General features: G+C 68.9%; 17 protein-coding genes and 1 pseudogene. 14 read left to right on the forward strand and 4 right to left on the reverse strand.

Translation table 11 applies throughout. The annotated features are described in order from the left end of the window. Positions 1-41 precede the first annotated feature (41 nt). A pseudogene (locus tag ACN26Z_RS04870) lies at positions 42-277 on the reverse strand (hypothetical protein); the annotation flags it as partial. Between the two features lie 65 nt (positions 278-342). Then, the gene (locus tag ACN26Z_RS04875; RefSeq protein ID WP_282240148.1) at positions 343-903 is read right to left on the reverse strand and encodes a hypothetical protein; all 561 of its coding nucleotides are present in this window, start codon (positions 901-903) and stop codon (positions 343-345) included. 600 nt (positions 904-1,503) lie between these two features. Between ACN26Z_RS04875 and ACN26Z_RS04880 the strand changes: the two genes are divergently transcribed. The 7 genes from ACN26Z_RS04880 (at position 1,504) to ACN26Z_RS04910 (ending at position 10,539) form a co-directional block, all read left to right on the forward strand. Beyond that, complete coding sequence (locus ACN26Z_RS04880; RefSeq protein WP_421460036.1) at positions 1,504-3,531, forward strand: P-loop NTPase fold protein; 2,028 nt, start codon at positions 1,504-1,506, stop codon at positions 3,529-3,531. Further along, positions 3,531-4,259 carry a hypothetical protein gene (locus ACN26Z_RS04885; protein ID WP_421460038.1) on the forward strand — a complete coding sequence of 243 codons (729 nt, stop codon included), beginning with the start codon at positions 3,531-3,533 and terminating at the stop codon, positions 4,257-4,259. Before ACN26Z_RS04880 ends, ACN26Z_RS04885 begins: the two co-directional genes overlap by 1 nt. Beyond that, entirely contained in the window at positions 4,256-5,614 is a 1,359-nt protein-coding gene (gene qatC, locus ACN26Z_RS04890) for a Qat anti-phage system QueC-like protein QatC (protein ID WP_421460039.1), read from the forward strand. The genes ACN26Z_RS04885 and qatC overlap by 4 nt, the downstream gene beginning before the upstream one ends. 5 nt (positions 5,615-5,619) lie before the next feature. Next, positions 5,620-6,363, forward strand: coding sequence for a TatD family hydrolase (locus tag ACN26Z_RS04895; RefSeq protein ID WP_421460041.1), 744 nt, complete (start codon positions 5,620-5,622; stop codon positions 6,361-6,363). Positions 6,364-6,527: 164 nt separating this feature from the next. Beyond that, entirely contained in the window at positions 6,528-7,751 is a 1,224-nt protein-coding gene (locus ACN26Z_RS04900; protein WP_421460043.1) for a hypothetical protein, read from the forward strand. A 187-nt stretch (positions 7,752-7,938) separates the two neighbouring features. Then, complete coding sequence (locus ACN26Z_RS04905) at positions 7,939-9,471, forward strand: hypothetical protein (protein ID WP_421460045.1); 1,533 nt, start codon at positions 7,939-7,941, stop codon at positions 9,469-9,471. Positions 9,472-9,609: 138 nt separating this feature from the next. Beyond that, positions 9,610-10,539 carry a hypothetical protein gene (locus ACN26Z_RS04910; RefSeq protein ID WP_421460047.1) on the forward strand — a complete coding sequence of 310 codons (930 nt, stop codon included), beginning with the start codon at positions 9,610-9,612 and terminating at the stop codon, positions 10,537-10,539. Between the two features lie 173 nt (positions 10,540-10,712). Here ACN26Z_RS04910 and ACN26Z_RS04915 read toward each other — a convergent pair whose 3' ends face one another. Then, positions 10,713-16,049, reverse strand: a complete 5,337-nt coding sequence (locus ACN26Z_RS04915) for a sacsin N-terminal ATP-binding-like domain-containing protein (protein ID WP_421460048.1) — start codon at positions 16,047-16,049, stop codon at positions 10,713-10,715. A 23-nt stretch (positions 16,050-16,072) separates the two neighbouring features. Further along, on the reverse strand, positions 16,073-16,735 hold the full coding sequence (locus tag ACN26Z_RS04920; RefSeq protein WP_421460050.1) for a hypothetical protein: 663 nt from the start codon (positions 16,733-16,735) through the stop codon (positions 16,073-16,075). 221 nt (positions 16,736-16,956) lie between these two features. On the opposite strand from ACN26Z_RS04920, the gene ACN26Z_RS04925 reads away from it, so the two are divergent. The 7 genes from ACN26Z_RS04925 to ACN26Z_RS04955 are packed head-to-tail and all read left to right on the forward strand — an operon-like array spanning position 16,957 to position 23,084. Next, entirely contained in the window at positions 16,957-18,156 is a 1,200-nt protein-coding gene (locus tag ACN26Z_RS04925; RefSeq protein ID WP_421460051.1) for a hypothetical protein, read from the forward strand. Continuing rightward, positions 18,153-18,959 (forward strand): hypothetical protein, encoded by an 807-nt coding sequence (locus tag ACN26Z_RS04930; RefSeq protein WP_421460052.1) that lies wholly within the window; start codon positions 18,153-18,155, stop codon positions 18,957-18,959. Before ACN26Z_RS04925 ends, ACN26Z_RS04930 begins: the two co-directional genes overlap by 4 nt. Then, a complete protein-coding gene (locus ACN26Z_RS04935; RefSeq protein ID WP_421460053.1) occupies positions 18,946-19,617 on the forward strand; it encodes a hypothetical protein in 672 nt (223 codons plus the stop codon). Before ACN26Z_RS04930 ends, ACN26Z_RS04935 begins: the two co-directional genes overlap by 14 nt. Then, complete coding sequence (locus ACN26Z_RS04940; RefSeq protein ID WP_421460054.1) at positions 19,571-20,314, forward strand: hypothetical protein; 744 nt, start codon at positions 19,571-19,573, stop codon at positions 20,312-20,314. Before ACN26Z_RS04935 ends, ACN26Z_RS04940 begins: the two co-directional genes overlap by 47 nt. After that, complete coding sequence (locus tag ACN26Z_RS04945) at positions 20,256-21,263, forward strand: hypothetical protein (protein ID WP_421460056.1); 1,008 nt, start codon at positions 20,256-20,258, stop codon at positions 21,261-21,263. The genes ACN26Z_RS04940 and ACN26Z_RS04945 overlap by 59 nt, the downstream gene beginning before the upstream one ends. Beyond that, entirely contained in the window at positions 21,260-22,201 is a 942-nt protein-coding gene (locus ACN26Z_RS04950) for a glycosyltransferase family 2 protein (RefSeq protein WP_421460058.1), read from the forward strand. The genes ACN26Z_RS04945 and ACN26Z_RS04950 overlap by 4 nt, the downstream gene beginning before the upstream one ends. Beyond that, positions 22,182-23,084 carry a phosphotransferase family protein gene (locus tag ACN26Z_RS04955; RefSeq protein ID WP_421460060.1) on the forward strand — a complete coding sequence of 301 codons (903 nt, stop codon included), beginning with the start codon at positions 22,182-22,184 and terminating at the stop codon, positions 23,082-23,084. The genes ACN26Z_RS04950 and ACN26Z_RS04955 overlap by 20 nt, the downstream gene beginning before the upstream one ends. Positions 23,085-23,114: the final 30 nt, after the last annotated feature.

A 23,114-nucleotide genomic window follows, 5' to 3' on the forward strand; every position in this document is an offset into this window, starting at 1 on the left:
GAGCCCGGTGCGGGCGAGGCGTTCGTGGAAGGGGTCCACCGCTACGCCGCGTTGCTGCGGGTTGCGGCGAGTTCGGGCAAGGCATCCTTCCAGCGATCGCGGAGCTGGGGCGGCAGCCAGAGGGTGGGCGGCCAGAGCCGCCGGAGCAGGTCAGCGTCGAGCCAGGTGTTCAGATCCTCGACGGTACTGGCATCCTGCGCTGGCTGCGGTTGGTTGCTCGTCGGACCTCCGGTCGTAGCGCCTGGCGGATCGTCTCCCGGCCGTATCCGGCTCTTCGTCATGCCTCTGTGGCCGCAAGGTGATCGCGATGGTCGGGACTGACCGCGACGTCGGCGTTGGTCGTTACTCGCGGACCAGTCCCGGTGGCAGCGCGTCTTCGCCGGGTCGTACCTGGCGGGCGTTGGCCACGGGGTCGCGTTCGAGGGCGTGGATCACGGGTGTCGGGCCGCCGACGCAGGTCCAGGTGTCGTCCCAGAGCGCGGAGACCAGCCATGACCGGTCGGCGGGGAAGAACAGATCGGGTAGCGCTCCGCGGCCGTGGCGCATGTGCCCACCGGTGCGCCAGGTGAGGGCCTGCTCGGGACCGGCCTCGACCAGCACGTACGGCCAGTCCCAGTAGAGGAACACCCTCCGGGCGTGGGGGAAGACGACGTCGTGGGCGCCGGTGTCGAGGTAGGCCAGCAACCAGGGCTGGTCCGGAGTGTGCGTGATGAGGTCCTCGACCAAGGCGTGCTCGTAGCTGGCGACGGTGACGTCGTCGGCCTGGTACGTGGTGGCGTAGGCATCGAAGACCGGCGGGATGGCGGTGGTGATCGAGACGCCGGCAGTGGTGTGACCAGCGATCCAACTCACGTCGGCGGCGGTGCCGATGCGCCAGCTCCGCCCGTCCTTGCTGACCTGCACCCCGCCATTCAAGCCGCTGCAGCGTCGGTTGGCCAGGAGCCAGACCGGTCGTGCAACGGCGGCCGGCGACGGCGGCAGGCTGGGACAACGATGATCGGGGGAAGGTTGCCACTCCCTGCCACCTCAGGTAAACCCCAGGTCGCTAGACTGTGCCCTCGCGCCCTCGTAGCTCAGGGGATAGAGCATCGGTTTCCTAAGACGACGCTCCGCTTGTGTCTGCAGGCTGATGACCTGCGGCTTCTCCCGTTGCTGGCCTCCTGCCCCTGTCGCACGGGTATGTCGCTGTGATCGCCTGCTGATGCTCAGCGGAAGCGCATAAGAGCTGCTCGGCTCCACTTTCCCATCGACCGCTGTTTCGTCCTCTTGCGACGTGCTGCGCCCGACTCGGCGTCTGGCTTCGGCTTAGCCTGACCCGCGCTTCGGCGGTGGTGTGAAGGAGGGGTGGCGGGGGCAGCTCAGCAACCGAACGAGGCGCGCCGACAGCGCTGGTACCGGTGAGTTCGGTGCCCCGCTGGCTGTCCGCCGGCCCGCCGTGTATAGATGAGTGCTGCCCGCTCGTGTGGCGCGGCTACGCACGCTGGTGTGCTGGCGGAGGTTGTGATGTGGGCGGACAACGAGACCGACGAGGACCTGCTCGGGTTCGACTTCGTGGTCGACTCGTTGTTCGTTGCGTTGACCGAGCCGCGGCTGCTGCCGCTGACGATCGGGCTGCTGGGTGACTGGGGGTCCGGCAAGAGCAGCGTGCTGAAGATCGTGCATGCCGAGCTCGAAGCGCTGCGCGACGGCGACGAGCCCGGTCACTACGTCTGCGTCGAGTTCAGCCCGTGGCAATACGAGGACTACGACGACGTCAAGGTGGCGTTGATGGCCGCCGTCCTCGACCGCCTGGAACGCGAGGTCACTGACACCGAGGACCAGGAGCGTGTGTCGTGGCTGCGGCGGAGGCTTCGGGCCTTCCGGGGGCGGGGCCGCGTGTTTGGGCGGATGGCGCTGACTACCGCACCCGGGGTGCTGTCCGGGATGGCCGGATTCGTCGACCCGTCGCTGGCGTCGCCAGAACTGGTGCAGGCCGGGACATCGATTCTCGGCGCGGCGGCCGGCGCGGGCGAGCAGGCACTGCAGGATCCGCCGAACGACGCCGAGCGCAGCGCAGGGGCCGATCCGACCGGTGAGGTCCGCGCGTTCAAGGAGCAGTTCGCCACGTTGGTCGGCAACCTGACACACGTGCGCGCCGTCGTCGTGCTCATCGACGACCTGGACCGATGCCTGCCCGAGTCGGTGGTCGATACGTTCGAGGCAGTGCGGCTCTTCCTCAACAGCCCGAAGACGGCGTTCGTGGTGGCTGCGCACCAACTGGTGGTGGAGTCGGCGATCGACTCGCGGTATCCGGAGCTGCGCCGAGCCGACGGAAGCGGCATCGGTGCCGACTACCTGGAGAAGATGCTGCAGTTGAAGGTCACGATCCCCGCTCTGTCGGCGGCCGAGGCCGAGACTTACATGAACCTGCTGCTGGCCGAGCTGTGGCTGGCCGACGAGCAGTTCACCACCGTTCGTGAGACGGTGCGGCAACGACGGGTGCAGAACCCGCTCGGCGTCGGATTCAACCTGGGCGTTGCCGAGGCATGCCTCGGCGTCGAGGAGTTGCCGAAGCCGCTGGTCGACGACCTGATGTGGGCGGGACATATCGCGCCTGCGCTCACCGGCGGGCTGCGGGGCAATCCACGGCAGCTCAAGCGATTCCTCAACAATGTGATGCTGCGCCTCCGCAGCGCGCAGCGGCGGTCGATCAACCTGAACCCGGCCGTGATCGCCAAGCTGCTGGTACTGGAGGAACAGCACTTCGGCGACTTCAAGAAGCTGTTCGACTGGCAGATGGCAGCCACGGGCACGGTCGAGCAACTGCGCCTGGCCGAGACTCACGTTCGTGGCTCGGCATATTCAGCCGATGGCGATCAACCGGACACGCCAGCAGACGGGCCGGACCGAATCGATTCAGACGCCGAAGGCGCTAACCCGCCGACCGTCCCGCGCTCACGGGTGCGGGCTCGCCGTGGTGCGGACCCTGATCCAGGACCACGGTTGCCGTCCGAGGTCGCCGAGTGGGTTGGGCGGGAGCACATGCGGGCATGGCTGCAGCTGGAGCCGGCGTTGGCCGGCCACGACCTGCGACCGTACTTCACCTACGCGCGGGACAAACTGTCCTTGGGTGTGGTGGCGACGCGGCTGGCGCCTCGCCTGCAAGAGCTGCTCGCAAACCTGCAGTCCGACGTCGTTGCGACCCGGCGGGCCGCGGTGAACACGGTCACGACGCTGGAGGTCGAGGAACGCGAGCAGCTGATGCCGGCGCTGCTCGACGCCGTCGTCCGCAACCCCGCCGGGTTGGCACTCACCGCCGCTGCAGAGCTGGTGGCGCGCATTCCTGACGTTGTCCAGATCGTGTGCGAGGCGCTGATGCAGGTACCGGTGAGTGCCGTGCCGGCGCAGCGGGTTGCGTCGGTGGCGCGGAACCTTCCGCTGGACCACCCGGCCGTGGTGGCGTTGCTCGATCGTTGGCAGGGCAGCGGTGTTTCCGGGCTGGAGCGGGCGGTCACGACCGTTCGTCGGCTGGCGGCGCAGAGCGGTCGCTGATGGGAACCTCCGCCGACCGGACACCGGGCAGTGGTGGCGCCTGGACGCCGCTTAAGTATGCCACCGCCTCCTACGTGCGCGGGCTCGGCTCGGGCGATGTCCGGCAGCGGGACCGCGCGCTACGGGTCCTGGCCCGGCATGTTCCGGTGCTCGGCGGTGCCGGTGCGGCTGCCGGGTCGGCCAGCGCCGGTCGCGCCGGGATGCAACGCCTTGGCGGTCTGCTTGCCGGGATGGGCGGGCCAGGACTGGCGCCGACGCTGGAGGCACTCGGTCTGGCCGAGCTCGTCGGCCGGGACCGGTTCGACGTTCTCGACGGCCTCGTCACGCTGCTCGCCGGCGACGGAGACGACCTAGACTCGCAAGCCGCGCGTGACGCGGCGTGCGACGTGCTGGACGAGGTCTTCGCCGACGCCGACACTTGGCAGGATCTTGCCGCGGCGACCGTCACCCGCGACGACATGCAGGCCATGCTGGAGATGTTCCTGGCCCGCTACATCTACAACCGGATGCCGGTGATCGCCGAACGGCTCGGGCGCCTGGCCGACCAGCAGGCGGCCCGGCAGGCCGACGCGGACATGCGCCAACTCATCACCGACCTCGTGGCGTTGCGCCTGCCTGAGGACCCGTTCACCATCGACTGGGCCGGATCGCAGGGCCGGCAGATCGCCGACGACACCATCGGCGCGGTCTACGAGACGCTGGAAGCCCTGGATGGGAGCGACGAGTGACCTCCTACCTGCTACGTACCGACCTTGCCCATCCCCTGCCGCCTTCACCGGACGTCCGGATCCTGGACTGGGCACCCGGCAACCGCGCGGCCACGATGCAGACCGGGGAGCGAGGGCCGGAGTTCTTCGCCGGCTGGCGGCCCACCCGCGCCGGTGCCGACCTCATGCTGCTGGGCGCCGGCGCCTACTGCGTCGACCGAACCGCCCGCCGACGCCCCACCGCAGATGCCTGGACCCGCAGCCTGCAACTGCGGGTGCCTGTCGCCGACGCTGATGTCTGGGCCAGCGCAAAGTGGGACACAGCGCTGGGCTTCTTGACCGGCGACGACTGGCACATCGAGCCCTACTACGAACGCCGCCATCCACTCGTCCGAGTGCCAGGCGTTCCCAGAGGCGACCGGCCGATGGGACTCGAAGCCGATGGCATCTGCCTGTTCTCCGGCGGCCTGGACTCTCTCTGCGGCGTCATCGACCTTCTCGAAGAAGACCCGCAGCGACGACTATGTCTGCTGTCACACCACGAGGGCGGCCAAGCGTCGACCGCCCAGGTCGCCCTACTGGGTGAGCTCGTCGCCCACTACGGCCGCGAGCGGATCACGTCGCGTCGCCTCTACTTGCGCCCGGCACCGTCGAACCAGTTCCAAGCCCGCCCGCTGCCCACCGGGCGGGAAAACACCACCCGGTCACGGTCCCTGCTGTTCCTGTCCACCGCGCTGGCTATGGCCACCGCGACCGGGCCCGACGTGCCGGTGTACGTGCCCGAGAACGGCTTCATCGGCATCAACGTCCCGCTTACCAGAGCACGCGCCGGCAGCCTCAGCACCCGCACCACCCACCCGCATTTCATGCACCTGCTCGCCGAAGCCAGCACTACGGTCGGCGTGCCAAACCTGGTGATCAACCCGTACCGCCTCACCACGAAGGGCGAGATCCTCGCCCAGTCTCGCAACCCCGGCCTCCTGCGACGGCTTGCCCCGCTCAGCGTCTCCTGCGCCCACCCCGAAACCGCTCGGTACGCCAAGCGGCCCCAAGGCAACTGCGGCTACTGCTTCCCGTGCCTCATCCGCCGGGCGTCACTGGCCCACGTCGGCTGGGACACCGACACCTACGCTTGGAATGTGCTTGCCGAGGGCGCGCTCCTCGAGCCCCGTACCCGGCGCGGGGCAGACCTCCGCGCCATTATTAGCGGCGCATTCACCAACCGCCCGGACCGCGACATCTTGCGCAACGGGCCGCTTCCACGCGGCGAAGGGACCGCATTTCTCCGGGTCTGGCGTCAGGGTCTGGTCGAACTGCGGACCTGGCTCGAACAAGGTGCCAAGGGCGATCTCGCTGCGCTGCTGGGCGCCTCGTGACCCCAATGCTTCTCGACACCCACTGCCACATCGACGTCTACCCGGACCCGATCGCTGTGCTCAACCAAGCCAAAGCGGCCGGTGTCCACGTCGTCGCGGTTACCGAGGATCCCGGACGTTTCCGGCTCCTCCGCACACGGCTCGGCCGGCGAGATGGCATCCACCTCGGCATCGGCCTGCATCCCCTCCGCGTCACCACCCACTACCGCCGTGACCTGGACCGGCTGAGCCGCCTACTGCCGGATGCCGACTGGGTCGGCGAAGTAGGGCTCGACTTTTCCAAGGCAGGCGCCGCTACAAAGGCCCTGCAGATGGAAGCGTTCGAGGCGTTGCTCGCGATCGACGCGGTCCTCCGTAAACCGATCACCGTGCACAGCCGCGGCGCTGAACGCGACACGGTCACCCGGCTGCTCCAAACGAATGTGGTGGCCGTCCTGCACTGGTACACCGGATCCATCGCCGTCGCCGAGCAAGCCGTCACCGGCGGACTCTGGTTCTCGGTGAATCCTGCCATGATCCGGTCATCCCGGGCCGGTGGTCTGCTCCGGACAATCCCTCCGCGCCATGTCGTACTCGAAACCGACGGACCATACGCCCGCTGCGCCGGGAGACCGGCACACCCAGCAGACCTACCAGCCGTCGCCGAACACCTTGCCGGTGTCTGGGGCCTTCCCCGCGGAGCTGCCCTCGCGCAGATCGCTTCCAATCAACAACGGCTCGCCGCGATGCTCCGACCCGAGTCGCCTTGAAGTCGATTCCGAGCACCTACAAACGTCCGCTCCGCCCTGGGCAGCCGGCCAAGACGATAGGCTGAGTAGCGTGACCCCACGCAGCGCCTGACTGCAGCTCTCCGACCGGGTTGCTCCGCCTTCCGGGATGTTCAACGTTGCGCCAAGGCATCAGAATGGGCTGCGTGGCAGTTTTGCCCGGCACGGCAGATCCGACCGGCCCCGATGGCAGCCCTCCCGTCCATCCGGTCCCCGGTGCCTCAGCCACGCCAGGTGGCCTCTCTGGTGCTAACTACGTCAAGTACTCCCGCAACGCTCCAACGACGGACGGCGGGTCGGACGGCCGGTGGATCGCCGCAGACGAGTCCGGCTGGGATGGCGAGGCCCTTTTTCAGCCCACCGAGCCGTACATGACCATCGGTTCGGTCGCCATCGACGACGGCGACGCCGACACGGTGCTGGCCCTGCTGCGCCGCGACGCCGGGATCGAGCAGGCCGCTGAGCTCAAGTTCGGCCACTTCGCCCGGGGCCGTAATCAGCGACGACTTGAGGTGCTCGCCGGAGCGCTGCGACCCGGCGGCATGCTTGCCGGCAGGGCGAGCATCTTCATGATCGACAAGCGGTTCTTCGTCGCAGCCAAGATCATTGACTTGCTGCTTGAGGAGTATGCGCACGAGAACGGGATGGACCTGCACGCGGACGATCAGGCTCGGCGGTATGCACAGAAGCTGATCGAAGAGGGCCCGCGGGCGCTTGGGGCGCCCATGTTCGACGAAGTGATCAGAGTGTTCGTCCGCTTCGCCGGCATCCGCAACCGTGGACAGGCGTTGGTCGAGGTAGCCGAGTTGTTCGGGGTACTCGATGCCGCCGAGCGCCGATCGCGACGCCGGGCGGTCACGGACATCCTGAGCATGCTGCTACGGTGCCGCGCGCAGGCTCATGAACTGCAGAAGACGATGCTTGAACCGGACTTCCTTCTGGCGATGGAACCGTTGATCCCGGCGATGCCCGCCGTGCTCAACGAGTGGTCACGGCAAATCGGGCCGGCAAGCCTGCTCATGGACGCCCACAAGGTTCTGACCGACGACCGCATCGACATCTTGTGGAAGGCCATGACGGCGGGTCACCCAGACTTCCGATTTGTCTGGGCTGGCGTCAGGCCGCGAGGGCTGGCACGGGGTGACTCATTGGATCATCCGTCGATCCAACTCGCTGACCTCGTAGCGGGGGCGGGACGCGCCGTGGCGCACTTTCACGAAGGCTTGACCACCCCCACCGCAGAAGTCGGCGCCGCACTCGGAACCAGCGTTGCACCGCTCATCACACCGCACAGCCTGATCGCGCACGACGAGCCCGGCCGCTTCTCCCGGCCAAAAGAGTCGAGGGGAAACCCGCCTACAGGCTCGTAGTTACAGGCAGCCCGATCCTGTTCGGTGTCAACGCGGCTTCAACCTTGACCCCTCTGTTCGGGCGGGTTCCGAAACCACGGGCCCGTTTCAGGCGGAGCCGACAGCTCGGTTCGTTCTTCCGGACCGGGCTGCCACATACGGCCGTGTCCAGCTCCATCGAGTACGCCGTGCCCCTTACTGTCGGGTGGTGCAGCGATGGGATTCGCTCAATGAGCGGCAGCTCGACCTGCTTCGCCGGATCCACGGCGGCGATGACCTCAGCGGCCCGGACGGCGTCGAGTACCGCCGGTCGGCGCGCGCGCTCCAGGACCGGAACCTGGTGACGGTGACACGCAAGGCAGGGGTGTGGAAGGCGTCCTCGACCGACGCCGGTCGCTTCTACCTCGAGCATGGCCACCATCCCGATCATCCCGACCACCGTGCTTCCCTCCCGCGATCCGAGACGCCGGCACCCGGCGACGACACCGGCGGCGCTTCGTCGGCGGACCTGCTGCGATCGGCTCGCGACCTGCTCGACCGCCTACAGCACGAGGGCGGCATGGTCCGTATCGATAGCCCCGACAGCGGAACGCGGGCCCGGTACCGCCGGATCATTCACGCGCTCAAGCAGCAGGGACTTGTGCCATCAGGTCACCACCTGCGCCACACCGGCCGCGACGCCGGCGACATCGTCATCCGCCTGTACACCGACGCCGGCCCGGACGAGACCGACTGGAACCGGATCCGGCTCAACACCCGACGTGTCACCACCGACCCGCATCTGGCGTTCAGCGCCCTCGAGGCCGATCCGACCAACCTCGCCGTCAGCTCCGACCTACTGCCCCGAGCATTACTGCTGATCCGGCAGCTCGCCGGCGAGGCGGCCCGACGTGGGCACCGGCTCGGGGTCAACACCAAGGCGAAACACCCGCGGATGTTCCTCCAGGCCGGGCAGGTCCGACGCACAGTCACCCTGACCGAGGAACGCGACCAGGTCCCGCACGAACCCACCGCCGAGGAGCTGAAGGTGCTGCGCCTGCGGCCGTGGATGAAACCCGCGGAGTTCGACGTCGTCGACTCCGGCAGGCTCCGCTTGGAGATCACCCGGGCCGGCCACGACAACCGGGACACCTGGACCGACACCCCACGCGTACGTCTGGAACAGCGCGTCGCGCAGATCATCCAAGGGTTCGAGGCTGGCGTCACCGCCGACGAACGGCGAAGGCGGGCAGCCGAGGCCGCGAGGGAGAAGGCCGAGGCCGAACACCGGCGGCGGCAGGAGGAAGCCGCGGCCGAGCGCAGACGGCAGGAGGAGGCCACCCTCGCCCGATGGCACGCCGCGATGGCCGACGCCCGCGTCCAGGCCGCGGACAAGATCCGCGCGGAAACCTTCCGCAACGCCTACCAGGCGTGGACCACCGCAGCCGGCATCCGCGCGTTCTGTACCGCCCTTGAACAAGCGGCCGAGGGGCGGACCGGCGTCGTCGGGTACCTCGCCAGCTGGGTCGCGTGGGGCAGGGCCGCCGCCGACCGGATCGACCCCATTCGCAATCCCCGCGTGCTAGCTGACATCGATTACAACCCCGAACCCGGACCCGACGATCTGCGCCCGTTCCTCGGTGACTGGAGCCCCCATGGGCCGCGCAAGGAGCACCGCCCTGATCACGACCGGCAGGCCCACGCCGGCATCCGCCGACAGGCCGAATCGTGGCACCACGGGCTGCTCGACCGCGGCGCCTGAAGTGCGTCCACCTCAACCTCCACCACCCTCCGGCCGGATGCGCACGAGCCTGCGCCGGGACCTGCCGCCATCGCGGCGCGAACCGCCAGCACGACCCGGTACCACGCAACAAGCGACGCTCACCCGAAGGACGGCTGGATGAGAATCGACCCCTCCCGCTTCACCGTCGGCGACGAATGGGCGTACCGGCAGTCGGACCACGGACCGTCCGAACGCGTCCGCATCCTGGCCGTCGAGCCGAAGAAGACCAGCGCCCGCCTCGAGATCAGATTCCTCGACGACCCCGACGAACGGGTGGAGAAGGTCCCCGGATCGCGGCTGCGGGTGCCGTGGAACGAGGTCGGGACCTTCGACGCGCTGATGGCGAACTGGCAACGCATCGACGACCTGAGCCTCGATCACACAGAGGAAGCCTGCATCGAGGAGATCTTCGGCCTCCTGATCAGCGAAGACGTAGCCGAACTGCTCTGGTCCCCGGTGTCATGCGCCACCGACATCCACGACAGGGCCCGGCTGAGCGAGATCATCGACGGCCCGGTCGACGACATCCTCGCCTCGGCTGAATGGTTCGACCACGACGGCCGGACCATCCTGTCACCGGCCGGCACCCTCCAACTGGTCGAGGCCGCGTGCCACGCCCATCCGACCCAGGTCCTCGACCTCGTCATCGAGCAGGAAGCCCAGTCCCGCCACAAATGCAAGTTCGGCGATGAGCACCGCGTCGGCCGCGACAGCCGGTCGACGACACCGGAATGGGAGTACGACTGGTACCGTCGCCACGACCGACCCCGTCACGAACTACTACGCCAGTGGTGCGGCCACCGAGCAGTCACCCACCACGAACGGTTCCTCGCCGCCGAAGCCGAAACCCACCGCCTCGACATCCTGATAACCGACCTCCTCAAGGCCCTGGACAACCTCGGCGAACACGAACAGGCCGCCCGCTTCGCCGAGGAACACGAACGCGACCGCATCACACCCCACACGATGCGCCCCGTCGTCGAACGCCCCCTACACCCCTCCGAGATACCCGTACGCGAGATCAAGGTCAGACGCCGCTGGTGGTAAACACCCCCGCGCGGCATGGACCGCGATGTTGTCCCCGCGTTGAGCGGGCAGCGACGGTGGCCGCCCTCCGATCTGGATAAGCGGGCGTTGGCGTGGCCCGCAAGCCGACCTACGAACCCTGTAACGTCTATTTCGCCGCTCCAGCTTGGTGACCACCGCTGCCGTGCCGGCGGTCACAACCAGCGGTACTCCAGACGCAGACCCTGGCCGACGAAGCGGTACCGGCCGCGGCTCGCCGGGTCGAACGGGTTCGGGAGCATACGGATTTGGCGGTTCTCATTCATGACGTTGGTGATCACTAGGAGCCGCCACCGCCGGTTCCGGGCGTTCTCCTGCGCCGCGATGACCTGAGTCTCGCCCAGCTCGATTCGACCGCCCTCGGCGAGGGTGGCCTTGACCTCGTAGTACCAGGTGCCGCGCCGGCCGGGGACTTCAAAGTCCCAGCCCAGGCTGTCGTCACCGGTACCGGGGAAGACCCGCTCACGGTATCCCGACACCCAGCACTCCGGGCTGAAGTCGGCGCCATACTGCCGCTCCAGCCATCGATAAGCGAACCACTCGCCAGCGAAACCCACCCCCAGCTTTTGCAGGCTTGACAGCTCAAACGCGAACCCACCGCCGCCGAAGCCGCCACCGGCGATCCGGCCGCCTGGGCCGGACCGAGCGTCGGTTTCCATGAGGCCGCTGAACCTGCGCGGAGTGGCCAGGAACGCGGGTGTTCGGTCCAGCGAATTGTCGAGAGCCGCGCGTAGCGAGGTGAAGCCGTCGTCCAGGTCGAATGGTTTGTCGTCGATGTTCACGGTCCGCCGCTGCCGTTCCCGTTCGGCGCGTTGCTGCCGCTCCTCGGCTTTCTGGCGGTCGAGGTCGTCGGGGGTGAGACCAAGCGCGTCAACGTCGTCGGTCGCGGGCATGTCCGTCGGCCAGACGCCAAGCGTTTGCAGCCAGCAGAGCACGTCCGGAAGCCTCAGCATGGCGAAGTCGAGCGCGCCGGCCGAGTCGAGCGTTGCGCGCAGCGCCGGGCCTGCCGACGCCTCGTCCGTCCACGGCGCGGGGACCGGCCGGCTGTGCCGTTCGAGCCAGGCGCGCACGAGCTTGGCCAGCCTGCCGGCGGCGGTATCGACCAGCTCGGCGTTGGCCTTGGCGCAGTCGCTGCGGCGCGGCAGAGGGGGGCCGCTGGCTGGCGGCTGTTCGCCCAGCCGCGCGGCGAGTTCCTCCTCGACGCGCGCCGCCATGAGGTCGGTCGAAAGCACGTCGACGGTCGTGGCCCAGCCGGGGTCCGGGGCGAGCAACTCGACCCGCCGGAGCTGGGGCCAGTCCGGCTGGGGGTCGCCGGCCGCGAAGCGGTCCCACCGGTGCCAGCGCAGCCGGTCGAGCAGGGAGTCGCGATGGTGGCGTACGAAGTCGACGAAGTCCTCGGAGTGCTGCGCGCCGTAGTCGATGAGCGGATAGCGCCCGCCCATGCCGGACAGGGTGGCGTTGAGTTCGCGTACCGGGATCTTCAGCTGTTGCTGGAGCGCCGCGAGCGTCGGTGCGTCGAGCGCGGCGGCGAACAGCTCGTCCGGCTCGTGGTCGAGTCGGTCGGCCAGCGCAGTAAGCCGGTCTCGGGCCTCCTGCTCGCTTTCCACTGACGGTGAGCCGGGGTCGAACGGCGCGGCCGACTCGGCGTCCAGGTAATGCGCGACGACGGGATATAGACGATGTAGTAAGGGTCGCAGGGAGGACTGGATGCGCCGCGCCATCGTCCGGACGTCCTCGGCCGTGACGTCGCATATCTCGGCCACGTCGTCGTCGGCGAGCTGGGCGACGGGGACGCCGATCCGCCGGGTCCGCTCTGCGGCCCACCGGAAGGTGCGGGCGTAGTCCCGCCGGCCGATGAGGTATGCCAGCGGCTCCGCCATCGCCTCCAGCATGTCCCAGTCCAGCTCCGGCTCCGCACCCTCGACGATCAGGGTCGGGTTCGCGGCGTGCGGCATCGGCAGCACCCCGTGCAGCCGGTCCGGGATCCGCCTTGTTTCCTCGCCGAGGCGCACCTCGACCGTGCCAGCGAAGGCGACCCGCACCCGCCGCAACGCGTCGAGCGTGTCGTCGAACGCCCGCTGGCCGAGGCGGGTGAAGTGGCTGCGCTGGTGGTCGAGCAGCGTCGCCACGAACAGCGGCAGCCACGGCAGGATGCCGACGATCGGTCGGGCGCCGGCGACGGATGGCGGGCCGAACTCGTGTCCGTCCAGCAGCACGACCGGCGTGACGCCGCTGGCACGTGAGACCCGGTCGCCGAGGCGGCGACGCAAGATGGCGGTCACCGTCTCGGGATGCGCGTCTACCTCGAGGACCCGCCACCCGAAGTCGGCCATCAGCCGCAGCAGGCTCTGCTCGTCCTCCCGCGACGCGACTACCACGTCGGGCGGCTCCTGGTCGCCACCGGCCGGCTCGAGCGGCAGCGCTGTCGACGAGCCGCCGACGTCGACAACGAGGTAGCCCCGGGTGTCCGGCGGGAACGGCTCCACCTCGGCGCCACGGGCGGCACAGGCCGCCCACGCCGCCCGGTACGTGTTGTGGAACTGCGCCGCGTGCATCTCGGCAACCGCACCGGTGTGAAAGAGCGCGCCCAGGTGGCGCACCAGGCGCGGGGCATCGGAGTCCCGGCCCCACACGCCCAGACCCAGCTCGGTCAGCCGCCGCAGCGCCAGCGTGTCGTCGTCGAGCAGGTCCCGCATCGGCTTGGCGAGCAGCGTCGCGAACCGCGGCGGCACGTCGTCACTGCGAACCGGGAACGTCCAGCACTCGGCCGGCGTCGCGAAAGCCCCGCCGCTCTGGCCGGGTCGTTGCGTCGGCAACCAGGCCACCGTACGCAGGAACGCGCCGAGCGGCGTGCATCGCCGTTGCGGGTTCTTGTCGCCGGGCCGGTCGCGTTCCCAGACGGCCGTCAAGGCGTCGGCCGGCCAGGCGCCCTTGAGCCCGCGCAGGATCTGCCGTGCCAAGTGCAAGCGCACCCGGTCGGTCAGCCGTTCCCAGTCGGCCTGTCCCGGCATCCACCAGAGCGGGCTTTTTGCCACATAGGGCGTTTTTGGTGACCACGTGAGCGATGTGGTCGGCAGGACGTTCGCCCACTGCTCGCGGACCGGATCGGGCAGCCCGCGCACGGCTGTGAGCCGATCACGGGTCAGGTCGCGGCCGTTGATTTCCCGGCTGTCGTGTACCGATGCGAGCGGCAGCACCTCGCGCACGCCGATACGCCGCAGGAAAGCCACCCAGTCGGTGACGCGGTCGCCGGCTCGCATAACCTGCGCTGGGGATGTCAGCAACCGGCCCGCGAGCGAGTACAGCTCGGCCGACCGGTCCTTTGGAGTTGCCGCGATCGCGGACAGCTCCTTGCCGGTGGTGCCCGGCCAGTCGGACGAGAACAGACAGTCCTCGGCGGCCGTCCAAGCGCCGTTCGCAGTCGGCAGTCGCAGGCCCAAGGCGGCCAGGTCGGTCTTGATGCGGGCACCGCTGCGGCTCAGGTTGAAGACGAACGTCAGCGCGTCCCGGGAGACCCGCTGCGCCCGACTGTCGGCGAGCACGGCACGGATGTGTTCGAGGATGCCCCGCGTCTCGAAGCCGCGCACAAGCCGGTTGTCCTGCAGAAACTTGCGCGCCGGGGTCTGTTGCCGGTTGACGTGCCAGGTCAGCTCGCTGTGCAGATAGAACAGCCGGTTGGACAGGCTCGCTGGCAGCGACAGGTCGGCGCCGGGGTCGACGTCGTCCTCGTCGGCGATCCGCTGGGTCGTCGGCGGGAAGAACGGCGCGGCCTCCCGGCTCGCGGGCGTCTCGCCGGTCCGCCGACCGGCGCACCGCGCGAGCTCGTCCGAGTCGGTCAGCAGAATGCGCCGCGCCCGCAACGCCTCGGGCGCCTTCTCGAAAAGGCGCGCGATGTCCGCGTAGGCCTGGTCCCAGTCGCTGATCGGGCGGCGGTCGCGCTGCATCACCGCCATCATCTGCTCGACCCAGCCGGCCAGACGCTCCGGCTCCGGCGTCACGTCAAGTCCGAGCCGCGACAGCAGGCTCCTCAGCCGCGCCTGCCGGCGCGTCGGCAATTCCCGCAGGAACTCCGCGCCGCTGGCTGCCGTCGCGAACGCCGCGGTCAGCATGCGAGTGTCGGGTACGGGCCAGCGCCATGCCGCGGCTGGTGTGAGCCAACGGCCGGGCGCCTGCGCGGGCAGCAGGGGGCGTTCGCCCAGCGGCCGGCCCTGCTCCTCGGCGCGAGAGGTGAGCAGGCCCAGACGGTCGTCATCCCAACACAACAGATCGAGTACAGCGGTGGGGGCGGCGTTGTCCGGCCAGCCGGTGAGCGCCTCGGCCGCGTCGAGGCAGAGTTCCGCCGCCGAGGTGAGCAGCAGCCGATTCAGCGCGTTCGTCTCGTCGATGTCGGTGCGGGACAGGTCGGTGAAGAACGGCGCGTTGAGGTGCCCCGCGAACGGCGACGGCGCCTTACGGCCCATCGGCAGGAAGGTGTAACACCGGCCGACGTCCGCGTCCGCAGCCCAGTACGGCACGGCGACCGAGACTTCGACCGCCGCCGTCGACTCGGCATACCTGGGGTCGAGCTGACGCCGGTCGATCGCCTCCTGCACCGCACGCCGGTAGGCGGCCGGATCGACCCGCCGAGACAGCACCAGATATGTGCCGTCCTCGTCCAACGTCACAAGGTCGCAGGTGAAGTCACCGGCCACCACCGGCGCACTGCTGCGCACCCGGGTCAGCACCCGCTCCTCGCTGGCGGAACCGTCCTCTCTCCGTACAGTGACCCGTTCCAGCCGCTTCAGGAACAGCATGAGCGGCACCTCTGACGCTTCGAGCTCGTCGAGGCGCTCGGCCACCGCCTCGACGGCGCCCTCGTCGAGCGGCAGCCGCACCACGGTGGCATAGCCGTCGGCCCACAGCGCCGCCACCCGAGCGGGCGTCCCCTCGGCCGGCAACGTGATGCTGTAGAGCGAAACCTCGTCGATGATCTGCCGAGTGAGCACCGGATCCGCGCCGACCAGCCCTGGCACGTCGTCCTCGGTAGCGAACCGGAAGCAAAACCCCGGGTCTCCGCTGTCGAGGGTGCTGTAGACCTCCGGAGTCGCGCATATCTGGAGGACGCTCTTGAAGCCGACCCCCTTGTTGCCGATGCCCTCGCCGATCGGCTTGTCGCTCAGCCCGAGTGAGCGGATCCGCCGGGCGTTGCTGGCGGTGAATCCGCGCCCGGTGTTGGCTACGTAGAGAGTGCCGTGTGTGCCCTCGCCGCGCGCCAGCACCACCGCGATGCGCCCGCTGCCGGCGTCCGGCGGCTGCGCGTCGTACCCGTTTTGGATCAGCTCGAACAGGAAGCGGCCGCCGTACTCCCGCATCGTCTGGCCGATCATGCTCTTCTGGCTGCGCGCGAAGTCCTGATCCTCCCGGGTCATCAGCTGTGCCTGGACGAGGCGCTCGGCCCGGTCACGCAGCTGCGCGTCGGCCTCGGCACGTGAGGCCGGCTCGGTACCTTTCATCTGCTCTGTCTCCCCGGGTGGAACTACCGCCTCTTGTGTTCCAGGCTGCTGCGGAGGTTCTTCGCGCCCACCTCCGAGACCCCTGCGTGTGCCAGGGCATACCCCACGGCAGTGTCGACGTCGATCAGCCCGCCGCGCAGCACGGCGTCCAATGCCTTGCGGGCGTGCTCACGCTCGTGACTTCCGGTCCAGTTGTTGTGCCCGCCGAAGAACAGGGCACGGTCGAGGGCCTTCTGCGCCTCGGGATCCAGCGCCGGCACCTGCGGATACACCCCGGACAGGTCCTCTGCCCGGGTCCCGGCAGCCCATCCGGCCAGCGGGGTCATCGCACTCTCCAAGACCACCAGCGCCGATCCGCGCGCCAGGTCAGTCGCCTGGCGCAGCGACCGGGCGTCCGGGTGGAACGCCACTACAGCGCCACGAGGCCGGTTTCGGTCGAGCGGGTAGCTGAACCGGTAGCGGCTCGCCAGCCGGTGGACCGGGCCGGGGCCCCCGTGCGCCGTCGCCGCGTTGTAGAACACCACCGGGGTCACCCCGTCGGAGGCGGCCTGCTCCTCGATCCACTGCACCGCAATCTGCTCGAGTTCCTCCCACCGCTCCAGGTTCTCGTCGACGTCAGGGATCCACGCGGCGACCCGCAGCAGGCTCGGGTGCTGCCGCGAGGGTTCGTCCGGCTGATCGGTCACTCCACGCCTCTTTCGTCAGTCACTCGCGGCCAAGTGAACCAGCAGGGTCCGACATGGAGCCAGCCGTCGAACCGCCTCAGGTTCCCCGGGTGCCGTCGAGGGCGCCCGAACGGTAAGTCGCGGGCGTGTGAGCCCCGAGAGTGTCAGGGACGGGGTGTCTACTGGAGCCGCCGCCCCTTGCAGGGGAAACCGGTCGGACTTAGCTGTGAGGAACGGCTTCAATGGACGTTCATGCTCAGGCGCCGATCGTTGGCGGGCATCTCGGACGAGTTCGGACTCCGGATGACGACTACCTGACGGTGATGATGTTGTCCGCCGGACTGGCCGGCATCGTTCAGCGGAGGAGACAGGCGGCGGGCGGGTCGGCGAAGGAGGTGGGGTTGCTGCCGGCCCCGTGGCGGGTGGGCTTCTCGCGTCTGTGGTGGCGTTTCGCCGACCAGGGTCTGCAGCCGCTCGACAGCGACCTCGTCCTGTTGGAACTCTGTGCGCAGCCGTTGGCGACGTGGCCTGTGCAGCTCGACCTGTCGATCACCGACCTACAGAACAGTCTGCTGGCCGACGGTGACCTGACCGAGTTCGCGGTGCAGGGCTCTCGGCTCGCGCGGCACGACGTGGAGGCCGAGTGGACTGAGAACCAGGTGCACCTGGCACTGCGGGAAGCCGCGGCCGCGAACGGCTCCTCGGACGAGGAGATCGCGGGGGCGTACGCGGTGCTGCGGCGTTACCTCATCGACCACGCGGTCGTCGCCGACCGTGAGGTCCGCGGCCTTGAGCGGCGCTTTCCGGCGACGGACAACAGCGGGCAGACGCATGTCCACCGGCTGATCAGCCTCGCCTACCACTCGAGGCCCGCCCGGGAGCCGCAGGACTACCTGCTGTGCCCTTCGTGCCGCAACGTGCTGGCCGATCCATCGGCGTGCTGCGCGACCGCGGGTTGTCCCGGGGGGTCACCGGAGACGTGGACGGCCGTGCCAATGGCGGTGGTCTACGAGCAGCACCGGGCGACCCGCAAGTACATCCACGACCCGGGCCTAGTGGAGGCGCGGATCATCGACGCGCTGTCGGTCGACGCGCTGGCGCCGGTGATCAGGGTTACGCCGTACCCGGGAGTCGACGCGCTGGACGTGTTGATCGAGTTCCTGCGCCCAGGCGCGAGTGGCGTGCCGGAGGTTGCCGAGACCTGGGGCGTGGACGCGAAGGACCAGGTCAGCGCGCGGCTGTTGGGCCGGGGCTTCACCTGGCCGCAGGCACCGGCGTGCGACCGGCGGTACCTGGCGCTTCCCGCTCACCGGGCGGTGCAGCCGGGATACATCAGCGACCTGGAGGCCGAGCTCGACGGGCGGATCGCGGGCGTGCGCGTGATCGACGAGAACCAGCTGGTGGCTCGGGTCAAGGAGCGGGTGAAGGAGTTGGCCGCGTGAGAGAGACGTCGTCGTGGCGCGACAGCTTGATGAAGCAGATGCGCCGGGAGCAGTTCCCGGAAGCGGTGATGGCTCGGGACGCGTTCTGCCGAGTCGAGCTGGGGCTGCACTTCCTGACGAAGCACTTCCCGGGCGAGCCGGTGGGGGCGCTGCAGCCACTGCTGTCCGGGTACGTCGACCTGCCGCCCGAGCTCGTGGCGGCGTGCCGGCGGGCGCGGCACCGTATGGGTGACGTTGCCCGGCGCGGCTACTGGCGCAGGCTGCTCAACCACTACCTGCGGGTGCCGCAGGAATGGCGGCGCTTCGCCCGCACGGACGCCGCGGACGGGCAGGTCAACGACAACACGGTGTTCACCGTCGCGGGCTCGGCGCTGTGCCAGGACCGTGTGGCGACGTACGACGCGGCGCTGACTGACCCGCTGCAGTACAGGCTGACCCCGTCGCGACCGCCGGCGCCGGCCGGGCGGCGGTACGAGTTCCGCGTCGGAGACGGTGTAGAGGTGGTGCACCTGCCGTCGACGCTGCCGCCGGCCCCGCCCGTCGCGCGGCTTCCCCTCGTGCCCCGCCGCTCCCGGGAACCCTGGACGGTGTCGTTCGAGAAGGAACTGCTGGAGACGGCGAAGGAGATCGACCGCAGGCTCGTCGGCAAGCCCCACATCACGAACCGGAACTGGCACAAAGCGCCTGACGGAGAACATGCGCTTCAGCTCCGTCGACCGCAACGGCCCCGGCCTGCTCGACAGACCCGAGACGTTCGTCCTCGACGGCGTGTCCCACATCGTCGGGCTCATGAACTCCGGTAAGACCACCCTCACCGACGTGTTGACGGTCAACCGGGTGCTGAAGCACGGCAACCGGGTCGGCATGGTCCTGGGCTCGGTCGGTGACGTCTACGCCAAGGTGTCGTTCCTCCGGTCGATCGGCATCGACGCCGTGCCCCTGATCGGACACAGCAACCGAGCCGAGCACGCCGCACGGTACTGGCGCTCCGCGATCGAGGAATCTCCCGTCCTCGTGCCCGACGACGACAACCCCGCCGACCCGGCTGCCGCCTACGCCAACGCCTCCTGCCTGCTGGAACCCTTCCGGCGCTCGGCCAACCCCGACTGGAAGCCGCTGGAGCCGAACGAGTTCCCGTGCCACGGCAAGCTCCGCGACGCCGAGTCAGACGAGCCGACCACCTACGACTGCCCGCTGCTGTCGATCTGCCCGGCGCAGAAGGCTCACCGCGAGATCGCCAACGCGCAGGTCTGGGTCACCACCGCGCAGTGCCTCATCGCCAGCCGCGCGGAACCCGCTGACGCGTCCATGCGCTGGTTCGAAGCATTCCAGCCGCACCGACCTGCTCGTCATCGACGAGGCGGACGCGGTCCAGCAGGTGCTGGACTCCCGGTTCGTGCAGACCGAGCCCTTGGTGGCCGCGGGCAAGGGCTGGACGCACCGGATGGTCCAGCACACTAACGCCGCCCTGGACAACCAGAGCATGGCCCCGGCCGCCGACGACGAGGTCGACCGCTGGCACACGCAGCTGCAGATCCACCAGAACGCGGTCTTCGTCCTGAACCGGCTGGCCCTCTCGCCATCCGGACAGCGGCTGAAGGAGCTGCTCGGCGACGCGCCGTTCACGGCGCACTCGCTGTTGCGCCGCGTCGCCCGCACCCTGTTCGGCCTGCCCTCGCGCGGTGACGGGAACAAGCGCGTCGAGGACCTCGCCGACGACTTCTACCGCCACGAGCTGCAGGAATTCGCGGAGAGCCCGCTGAGCGAGCAGCCGCACAGCCTCGACGACGTCGTCGCCCAAGTGACCCGCCAGCCACGGACGGACGCCGCGGTGGCACTGGCCATCGACGACTGGCTCGACCGGTGGCTGAAACCGAACATCGACGCAGGACACGTGCGCCGCGAATGGTTCGACCAGCGTCGCGGCCTGCTGCGCTTGGTCGTCGAGGCAGCCATCTGCGCCGGCCGCATCACCATGACGTTCTGGACATCTCGCGGGCGAGGGATCTGCTCGGCTGGCACCCCACGACCCCGCTCGCGGAAGGCGTCCGGATCACCGTCCGGGCCGCGCGGCGGCGCGATTCGATCAAGGAGGCGTCATGAGGTACGCGCGTCGATTCGCGGTCGGGCCGGTCGAGGTGCAGGTGAACTCGAATGACGAATCGGTCCTCGACTATCTTGCCGAGTTCTACACCGCGACGGGTGCCGCCTTGCCGGGCCACGGCTGGACGGTCGACGCTCAGGTTGGCTTGCCAGAACCAGATGCGAACACCAACCAGTGGGGCGTTTCCTGGCGGATAGACCGCTCTGACCACACGGTCCATCTGCGTGCCGAGGCCGCCGAGAGCCTCTCGATCACTGCCCGGAAGTGCGTACGGGAAGTCCTGGTCGACTACTGCGAGCAGCGGCGGTACACGATGTTGCACGCCTCCGCGGTCGTTGATGAGGCCCGCACGATCGTTGTTGTCGGAGACAAGGGAAGCGGCAAGACCACCCTCGCTCTGAAGGCCGCTCTCCGGCACGGGATGCGGTATGTGTCCAACGACCACTTGATCATGTACGGGAGTGACGGCGCGGGCACCCTCACGTTGACATCGCTTCCCACGCTGATTCCGCTCAAGATTGGCACGTTTCTGGACCTCGAAGGCGCGTTGCCGGAGCCGTGGGATCGTGACGGGCTCGATGTCGAGGCACACCGGGCATCGCCGAGATCCGAGGTCTATTCGCTCGATCGGCGCATGCTGTACACGTACCGCCGTTTGGGTCACGACAACCCGATCACGGTAGACCTCGGCCCCCGCCGCTCCCCGGTGACGACGTTGATCGTGTTGGCGAGCTACTCACCGGGCGACGCTGGCGAACCCGAACCCGAACCCGTCGCGGATCCCGTAACGGGGCTTCTCGCTCACGTGCGTACCGATTGGATGTTCGATCCGACGCTCAACCAGCGGTACCTTCCGCGGGCCGAGCGCGGGCGCGATGAGTACCTCGCTGACGCCCGCCGCCTCGTCACCTCCCTGGCCGAGCGGTCGACAGTTGTTCGCTGGACTCACCGCGGTGATCCGGCCCCGATCCTGGAGTTCGCCGCCAATCGGAGACTGGCATGAAACCCCTCGTCACGGTCGTGGTCCCCACGTACAACCGACCCGGCCCTCTGCGGCATGCCCTGGCCAGCGTCGCCGCCCAGCGCGCCGTACCCGGCTCGGTCGAGGTAGTCGTCGTCAATGACGGCGGATGCGACGTGAGCACGGTCGCGAACGCAGCCCGCGAGCAGGGCCTCGTCGTCCGCCTCATCGATCTGGACCAGAACGGTGGTCTTCCTTCAGCGCGCAACGTCGGCATTCAGGTCGCGCGAGGTGATTACCTCGCCTTCCTCGACGACGACGACATCTTCCTGCCCAGCCACCTCGGCACAGCCCTCGCAGCGCTGAGCACGGGGGATGCCGACCTCGCGTACACGGTGTGCGTCGTCCAGGAGGCGCGCGTCGACCCCACGAACCCGCCGGCATTCAGCACCCCTACGACGTTCTCGTTCGATCCGGACCTGCTGTCGGTGGCCAACTTCATGCCGGTCCATACCGCGGTGCTTCGGCGTCCACCGGAGTCGGCCCGGTTCGACCCTGACCTTCCCGCGCTGGAGGACTGGGACATGTGGCTGCGTCTGGCCCGCGATCATCGTTACCGGTTCGTGCACGTCCCGGAGCCCACCGTCGTCTACCACCGCATCGCGAGCGAGGCCAGCATGGTCGGCGCGACCGTCGGCGATGGGCATGCCCTCGCCCACTTCGGGACCCTCACCGAACAGATGTGGTGTCGCTGGCCCGCCCGCACGCCCAAGGCGCAGCACTTCCGGCTGTACATCGCCGTCATGTATTGGCACTCGTTGGCGCGCCTGGCGGCCGGTCATGCGCTCAGCGACCAGTACTTTCAACGCTGCGTCGCAGAGATCGCCGCGGTCTGGCACGGGGAGCGCTCCGAGACCGGCCTTCGCCAACGGATCATCGACTCGATCAAGGAGACCGCCGATGTCGCACACGCCGCCTGATCTGCCTGGCGCAGCAGCCACGATCGGGCTGACCATCGACACGGTGCTACGGCGCACGGACAAGACCCTGCTGGCGCGAGGCTCGTTCCGCGGCGATCCGGCAGCGGTGAAGTATCTGATTGACCCAGATCCGTTCTGGGCGGCCAAGTGGCGGCACGAGCTGGACGTGTACGAGGTCTTCGGTGACACCACCCCGCCTGTCCGCGTTCCTCGGCTGCTCCATACCGACCGTGACCGGCTGCTGGTCCTGGAATGGGTCGACGCATCGCCCCTCGCGGTCGAACGCTACCCCCAGCGAGAGCTCGACACCCGGGAGGTCGATGCCGTCCTGGACAGCATCACCGCGTTGAATGAATGGACCTACCCCGCCGCCCGGTTCTCGCCCACCTTCGACTACTCCGACCGCATCGCTCGGTACCACGCCAAGGGGTACCTCACCGAGGGCCAGCGAGAGGCTCTGGACAGTCTGCTGGCCCGCTGCGACGCGCCGGCACAGTTCAACCATGGCGACCCGCTGGCCAGCAACATCCTCCTCGATGCCGGCCGTTCCGACAGCGATGACGAGGCCGAGACCACGGTGGTGCTAGTCGACTGGGAGTTCACCGGGCTGTTCCTTCCTGGCTTCGACCTTGCGATGCTCCACACCCAGGTCGGCGCAAGTACGCCAGTGATCCGCGAGCGCATCGAGGCGATCGTGAGTGAGACGGGCATCGAGGCCGCATTCGCGCTCAACCTCGCTGTGGTCCTGACCCGCGAGCTGCGCCTGCACCACGAACTGCCCGAGGACGACCCGGCCCGGACGCGGTGTCTGCCGATCATCGAGGCCGCCTGGACCTCGGCCAGCACCCGCCTACAACAGCTCGCCGCGGCGAGGCCAGCATGATCCACGTAGCCCTGGTCCACCGGGACCTCC

It is taken from the genome of Verrucosispora sp. WMMD703 (assembly GCF_049178935.1).
Classification (GTDB): domain Bacteria; phylum Actinomycetota; class Actinomycetes; order Mycobacteriales; family Micromonosporaceae; genus Micromonospora; species Micromonospora sediminimaris.

Bases quoted from the DNA above. Each gene is read 5' to 3' on its own strand.
- ACN26Z_RS04880 (WP_421460036.1), top strand. From the start codon at position 1,504: ATGTGGGCGGACAACGAGACCGACGAGGACCTGCTCGGGTTCGACTTC.
- ACN26Z_RS04885 (WP_421460038.1), top strand. From the start codon at position 3,531: ATGGGAACCTCCGCCGACCGGACACCGGGCAGTGGTGGCGCCTGGACG.
- ACN26Z_RS04895 (WP_421460041.1), top strand. From the start codon at position 5,620: ATGCTTCTCGACACCCACTGCCACATCGACGTCTACCCGGACCCGATC.
- ACN26Z_RS04910 (WP_421460047.1), top strand. From the start codon at position 9,610: ATGAGAATCGACCCCTCCCGCTTCACCGTCGGCGACGAATGGGCGTAC.
- ACN26Z_RS04915 (WP_421460048.1), bottom strand. From the start codon at position 16,049: ATGAAAGGTACCGAGCCGGCCTCACGTGCCGAGGCCGACGCGCAGCTG.
- ACN26Z_RS04925 (WP_421460051.1), top strand. From the start codon at position 16,957: ATGGACGTTCATGCTCAGGCGCCGATCGTTGGCGGGCATCTCGGACGA.
- ACN26Z_RS04935 (WP_421460053.1), top strand. From the start codon at position 18,946: ATGAACTCCGGTAAGACCACCCTCACCGACGTGTTGACGGTCAACCGG.
- ACN26Z_RS04945 (WP_421460056.1), top strand. From the start codon at position 20,256: ATGAGGTACGCGCGTCGATTCGCGGTCGGGCCGGTCGAGGTGCAGGTG.
- ACN26Z_RS04950 (WP_421460058.1), top strand. From the start codon at position 21,260: ATGAAACCCCTCGTCACGGTCGTGGTCCCCACGTACAACCGACCCGGC.
- ACN26Z_RS04955 (WP_421460060.1), top strand. From the start codon at position 22,182: ATGTCGCACACGCCGCCTGATCTGCCTGGCGCAGCAGCCACGATCGGG.